Here is a 6,000-nt window from a genome sequence, read left to right as displayed (position 1 = left end):
ATAGCCAAAGAAAATATATAAGTTAAATGCGAGTAAAATTCTTCCCCCTTTAGCTTTTCTTGATAACAGCTCGATAATTAATGAAACAGGGAAACCATATAAAGCAATACCAATGCTAATTTATGATCCTACAAGCATCAGATCTAGATATATCGTATCTTGTTTTGGTTTTCCAAGAAGACCATCGATCGGCAGAAAAATAGTAATTACTATGGTTGAAATTAGTAAAGTTAAAATTGCAGAGAATAGCTTTCTTTTTAGCATTTATAATGACCTCCTATCCTTACTATTCAGAACTATAATTCAAGTTTTTAGTTCCTATGTTCTGATATTCGATTTAGACTTCTAATTAGTATTTTACCATTTTATTCTATACTGTTGTTGATTTATGTAATAATCACAATGTTTGGAGAGACGCTGCTCATAAGCAAACACTGATATATCAATTAAAAAAATACGCCAATCAATATGCGATGGAATGCTAGCTTATTAACTTTTTATTTTTATCTATGAAAGTAAACTACTTAGTGAATATAATGAGTAGTTGCGTTTCGTTTGAGAAACAGACGAAATCGAATAATGTCAATAGCTGTTGTCAATGTGCTTCTTTCCTAGGTGAATTTGTATGTTACTTACGATGCCGATTTCTTTATAATAAGAGGGTAATTGTAATTTTATGTTAAAATAAGTGTAGAGATTGTGAATAGATCTAGTTAAACTAACTGGTAGAAGAGTTTAATAAACGAATTGCAAATGGGAGGAAAAAATGTCTAAGCTACTATCGGGTTTTAAAAATATGTTTTTGGACTTATTTTCAATGGGCAAAGGCTTTACTTATGGTTTTGTAATGGTTGGACTATTTGTTGTTATATGTGGTGTCTTGATATATGGTTTTCTTTATTTAAGAAATTTATTTTTCTGATAAAGTTATCATCTTTGTTCAGTTAAACCAGCTAATAGAAGCTCAGTGCTTATTGCGTTAACGGGTGCTTTAGTCAAACAGAACACTCTATAAACAAAACGCTCGGATAGAAAATCCAAGCGTTTTGTACGTCATTTAATATTTTAGATTTTATCCATTATATCGGAACTATTTATTAAAATTTAGTTTCTTTGCAAATCACAAACCTAGTGTTTCATTAGGTACCTTTATTCGAAAAGAAATGTCGTCGTTTTCTAAATCGAACTGCTGGACCTTCACTTTAAAATTACTTTTCACTTCCATTTGAGTGATCGCCATATAGATGTCTTCCTTGTTAGGATCTATCGTTACCCATTCAGGAGTTGGTAAGTTATTTTTTAAATAACGCAGTACTTGTTCATTTGGTAAGTGCAACAATCCAAGTGATATTTCTTTTTGACGTAGAATAAGATCTCCATTTTCTTGGACGATTGGCTCCAAACGAATGGAAAAAGGAATCTCTATTTGGAATGCCTTGACAACCCCTGTTAACTCTACATCCTCATCAAGGTGAACCGTATATTTTCCATCATTGTCTTTTAGTAATTTATCCAGGTAGCCATTGACGAGCTCGCCTACATTCTGTTTGCTAGACTGAACAGTAAATTCGGCACCAGCCACATTTTCAATATCTTGTTGTTCTGGAAATTCTACGGTGGCAGATGGCAGGAATAATAAAAGACAAATGATAACAATGATACCAATGTTAATACTGAGTAAGCTAAAAAATAAAAGCTTCCACTTATGTTTTAATCCAAGCAGTTTGTTCATTGTGTTCACCTTTCTTCAATGCTTATTCCATTACGATGATGGATGGTTGAATTTTGTTTAAAATACGATCTGCCATTAATTGATAGCCTGCTTTGTTTGGGTGAAAATTATCGGTTGCTAATAAATCGTCTCGATCCTCAAATAGATCTTTTGTAGCGATAAAGTATGCATTATCAAATTCATTGGCTATGCTTTGCTCTGTCGCATTCCAGCTATTCACAATCAGGTCTAGCTCTTTAATGTAACCAAAATATTGCTCAAAAGGATTATAGAAGCCTATTAAATAAATGATTGCATCGGGATTTTTGGATGCGATATTATCCATGATGGAACGCATACGATCTTTAAAATGTACTTGCTCTTTTTCAAATGGTTCATATTCTAGATTAAGAATGTTGTCTTGTGCTACTTTCATAATATCATTGGCACCGATCGTAATAAGAACAATATCAGCATCTTTAATAGAATCGATAATAATATTACGATCCAATCGCTCCAGTAAATTATCTGTACGATTTCCTTGCACGCCATAATTAGTTATAGTTACATTTTCACTACTTGTTTTTAGGGTCTGTTCCAATATACCAACATATCCTTCACCATTGCTTTCATCCCCGATACCTTCTGTTAACGAATCACCAATCGCAACAATATTTAAATCTTCTTTGATTGATAAATTCATATTATTATCTGTGATTTTAGCAACGGGTGCTGTAGATTGTTGATCTTCAGCGGATACTTGATTAAATACTGCGGTAGATTCTAGTGGATTATCTGTTTCACCCTGCTGATTTGATTGCTCCTCTTCTTGGTGTGTTGATTCGTTGTCAAATAAATTATATGGTCTTAGCAAAATGAACAAACCAACAATCATAATGACTAGAAAGGTAAAGAGCAATGTAGTATTTCTTTGGCGCACTTCTATCCCACCTATCTAAAAATAGTAATGCTTACTATTTATTCCCATTAAAATAAGTAACCAAACGAAGCAAAGGGAAGTGTAAAAGAAATGAAATATTGTTTGCGAAGCACGAGTCAATTTTGTAATATATTGTACGGTTATCTGCATCCACTTATCGTTTGAGACTGGATGCGGATTATGAAATGGAATAAACAGCTAATAATAAAACCTACCATTAGTATACTATAGGCGGGTTGAATTCGCATTATGATAGTTTTTCCTGTTAGTGGTGTTAATTTAATAGACAAAGGGCCTGTGCATTTATCAATTAATATTAAAATATTATCCTTCATATGATAACCAAACGAAACACGCATGGATTTACAAATCCATGCGTGTGATTAAAAACTATGGCTCATTTCGTAAAGATTGTGGATTTTAGAATTCATAGTTGAAGTAAACTCCGTCGTAACTTGGACAGTGCTAGCACCGCTCCGGAAATCCACTTCGCTTTCCGCGGGGGGCTTGTGAGCCTCCTCGTCGCTTCGCTCCTGCGGGGTCTCACTTACGCCACTAGTCCCGCAGGAGTCGAAGGGCATTTCCTCCGCTGCTAGGGGGTATGCCTTTACGTTGGGTGATTGGAGCTCCAGGCAGTCAACTCCAGCGGGAAAAGCGCGAGCTGAAGATCCACTCAGAAGCGCTCTTTGCTTCTGAGTTAGCTGAAGCCGTGCCCGCGGAAAGCGACTGCCTGGAGCGGAAATCACGTGCACTACGTTACGACGGAGTTTAGCTATCTAACGCAAAAAGAACGTGTCACCATATTGGTGACACGTTCTTTTGATTGAAATTTAATGACTGGTTAGACAGTCCCTATGCTTCGACTGTATGTTTTTTAACAGCAACATTTTTCGAGCGAACAGGCTTTTCTTGTTTCGTAGCAATGTAATTTTTAAAGTAGCTAATTACTATTGATGTGATGGCGATCGAAAACACAGAGGATACGCCTCTTAATAGACCAACTGCATAAAGGCTTGTAGCCACAACGATAAAATCAAAAATGAACGTTGTTACTCCGGGATTAAATTTATACTTCTTATGAAGGAATAGAGCTAGTATGTTCGCTCCTCCTAATGAAGAACCGTTAGCGAATAATATCGATAGTCCTAAACCGATAATAACCCCACCAGCAGATACACCAACCCAAACAGGTACGGAGAAAGCTGGTAGCCATTGGTCGATACTCGTTAAGCCTGACAAAAGACTAACCGATGCAATTGTGTATAATGTAAATTTCCAGCCCATTTGAACGACCGAAAAAATATAAAAAGGAATGTTAACAATAAAAAAGAGAACGGAAAAAGGTAACCCGAACAAATAAGCAAGGTTTAACGAAAGCCCAGCTGTTCCCCCGGTGACGACATGTGTATGTTTCAGGATAATCACACCTGTACTAACGATTAATACACCTAAAAATATCATAAACCATTTTTTCATATAGTATGAACTCCCCTTCAATGGTTTTCACGAAATACTCCTATCTTTAATTTTAGTATATAAAGAGGCTTTTATATATAACAAAAGGTATGTATAATCTAAAATATACTTCATAATGAATATAGATAGGTTGTATAAAATTCAAAATGAAATGAGAGGGTTTACGTGGATAAACTAGATATTCAGTTATTGAGCTTACTACAAAAGGATGCACGGATTACAATTAGTGATTTATCTAAAGCTTTAGCGTTAAGTCGACCTAGTGTGTCGGAACGGATTCAAAGGTTAAAGGAAAAGGGGATCATTGAAGCATTTACAGCTAGGGTGTCGCTTCCAGCGGTTGGACGTGAAATTTTACTAATTATTCAAGTGAGTGGATTGAAGGTGTCTCCACAGGAATTTGAAAAAATGGTTGCACAGAAGGAAGACATTATTGAATGTCACCGTGTTACAGGTCATGTTAGTTATTTTCTGAAGGCAGCAGTTGCTAGTATGGACCGGATGCGTTTGCTAATTGACAGTTTAATGCCGTATGCAACAATTAACACATCAACGGTGTTAACATCACCAGTTTCTTACCGTCATATCTTGCCACAAGAGTGAAATTAGCATTATGGAAGCGGAAACGGGGCACAATAAGAGCAAAGATAGCTTGATTGTGGGAGGAACCGCTTTTATGTGGAATGCCATCATGTGGGGAACAATTGCTGCCTCTGCTACCATGCTCGGGGCTGTGATTGTTTTGTTAGTATCGATACCCAAAAGAATTATCGGATTTATTATGGCGCTTGGTACGGGCGCTTTAATTGGAGCCACAACCTATGAATTGTTAGAAGATGCGTTGGAAATTAGTGGTTTTACAGAGATTGGATTAGGGTTTCTAGGTGGTGCATTAGTATTTACAATATTGGATATTATCGTCTCTCACCGAGGGGGTAAGCATCGGAAAGTAACCGATGGCAAACAACAATCGATAGCAAAAACAGCTGTTAAAGGATCGGGGTTAGGCATTTTCATTGGGACAATCATGGATACGCTCCCGGAGTCAGCGATGATCGGGCTGAGTATACTTACAGAGGATTCGGTTAGCTTAGCGTTAGTCATCTCGATTTTTATTAGTAACCTTCCCGAAGGTATCTCCAGCACAGTTGGCTTGCAGCAGAGTGGTTATTCTAAGAAAAAAATTATGGTGCTTTGGCTTGCTGTCGTTTTCTTTTCGGCGTTAAGTTCATGGGGAGGCGTAATGCTCGAAGATGCCTCCAATAGTATAAAAGCAATCATGAGTGCTTTTGCAGGTGGAGCAATTATTGCGATGGTTGCTTCAACAATGATGCCTGAAGCGTATAAAGAAGGTGGACCGACTGTAGGCTTTATAACGGCAATCGGCATATTCATTTCGTTGTGGCTGCACCATTTATAACCACTTTTGATGGGAAATGCGATGCAGTGATTAGCCATAGAAATATGAACTTTTTCCGCATACAATGTCGGCTAGGAACAGGGCGCATAAGATGGTCGGTAAGTCGAGCACGAGCAGATAACAAAACTTTTTGGCGGACGCAGAAGACCTTATTTTGCTCGAAATGCCTGGATCAGTGATTTGGCGGCCACCAGAGAGCTTATTTACTAAAACAAGTTACAGTAACAACGGTTTTATTCAAATAAGCTCTCTGGTGGCCGCGCAATTCTATTTTTGCCCTTTTTGTCACAGATAAGCGCTCTGATGTCCGTCAAAAAATAACTTGCCGGTTTCGTCCTACATCTTGATCCACCTCATGCCTAGTGTCCGCAAAAACCGTCGTAATTTCTACCAATTTTTCCGAAATACAATAATGTTTTCTTACATAGTATCGTATGTTATAATATTTCGTAT

7 protein-coding genes are annotated in these 6,000 nt (G+C 37.1%); 3 read left to right on the top strand and 4 right to left on the bottom strand.

The annotated features are described in order from the left end of the window. Nucleotides 1–120: 120 nt before the first annotated feature. Nucleotides 121–264: a hypothetical protein gene (locus ACI6MV_RS10620; protein ID WP_407270268.1), complete on the bottom strand. Its 144-nt coding sequence runs from the start codon at nt 262–264 to the stop codon at nt 121–123. A 502-nt stretch (nt 265–766) separates the two neighbouring features. Between ACI6MV_RS10620 and ACI6MV_RS10615 the strand changes: the two genes are divergently transcribed. Then, entirely contained in the window at nt 767–922 is a 156-nt protein-coding gene (locus tag ACI6MV_RS10615; protein WP_407270267.1) for a hypothetical protein, read from the top strand. Nucleotides 923–1,120: 198 nt separating this feature from the next. Here ACI6MV_RS10615 and ACI6MV_RS10610 read toward each other — a convergent pair whose 3' ends face one another. The 3 genes from ACI6MV_RS10610 to ACI6MV_RS10600 all read right to left on the bottom strand — a co-directional run bounded on the left by ACI6MV_RS10610 (nt 1,121) and on the right by ACI6MV_RS10600 (nt 4,127). Further along, a complete protein-coding gene (locus ACI6MV_RS10610; RefSeq protein ID WP_407270266.1) occupies nt 1,121–1,732 on the bottom strand; it encodes a YpmS family protein in 612 nt (203 codons plus the stop codon). A 22-nt stretch (nt 1,733–1,754) separates the two neighbouring features. Further along, nucleotides 1,755–2,651: an SGNH/GDSL hydrolase family protein gene (locus ACI6MV_RS10605; RefSeq protein WP_407270265.1), complete on the bottom strand. Its 897-nt coding sequence runs from the start codon at nt 2,649–2,651 to the stop codon at nt 1,755–1,757. Between the two features lie 852 nt (nt 2,652–3,503). After that, nucleotides 3,504–4,127: a YitT family protein gene (locus tag ACI6MV_RS10600; RefSeq protein ID WP_407270264.1), complete on the bottom strand. Its 624-nt coding sequence runs from the start codon at nt 4,125–4,127 to the stop codon at nt 3,504–3,506. Nucleotides 4,128–4,292: 165 nt separating this feature from the next. On the opposite strand from ACI6MV_RS10600, the gene ACI6MV_RS10595 reads away from it, so the two are divergent. Both ACI6MV_RS10595 and ACI6MV_RS10590 read left to right on the top strand, forming a co-directional pair. Further along, nucleotides 4,293–4,730, top strand: coding sequence for an Lrp/AsnC family transcriptional regulator (locus ACI6MV_RS10595; RefSeq protein WP_407270263.1), 438 nt, complete (start codon nt 4,293–4,295; stop codon nt 4,728–4,730). A 73-nt stretch (nt 4,731–4,803) separates the two neighbouring features. Beyond that, the gene (locus ACI6MV_RS10590; protein ID WP_407270262.1) at nt 4,804–5,547 is read left to right on the top strand and encodes a ZIP family metal transporter; all 744 of its coding nucleotides are present in this window, start codon (nt 4,804–4,806) and stop codon (nt 5,545–5,547) included. Nucleotides 5,548–6,000 lie beyond the last annotated feature (453 nt).

It is taken from the genome of Radiobacillus sp. PE A8.2, from assembly GCF_045635475.1.
Classification (GTDB): Bacteria; Bacillota; Bacilli; order Bacillales; family Amphibacillaceae; genus JBJGXI01.
This window is presented reverse-complemented; position numbering and strand designations above follow the sequence as displayed.

Coding starts and splice junctions, on each gene's coding strand:
- ACI6MV_RS10620 (WP_407270268.1), bottom strand. CDS start 264: ATGCTAAAAAGAAAGCTATTCTCTGCAATTTTAACTTTACTAATTTCA.
- ACI6MV_RS10615 (WP_407270267.1), top strand. CDS start 767: ATGTCTAAGCTACTATCGGGTTTTAAAAATATGTTTTTGGACTTATTT.
- ACI6MV_RS10610 (WP_407270266.1), bottom strand. CDS start 1,732: ATGAACAAACTGCTTGGATTAAAACATAAGTGGAAGCTTTTATTTTTT.
- ACI6MV_RS10600 (WP_407270264.1), bottom strand. CDS start 4,127: ATGAAAAAATGGTTTATGATATTTTTAGGTGTATTAATCGTTAGTACA.
- ACI6MV_RS10590 (WP_407270262.1), top strand. CDS start 4,804: ATGTGGAATGCCATCATGTGGGGAACAATTGCTGCCTCTGCTACCATG.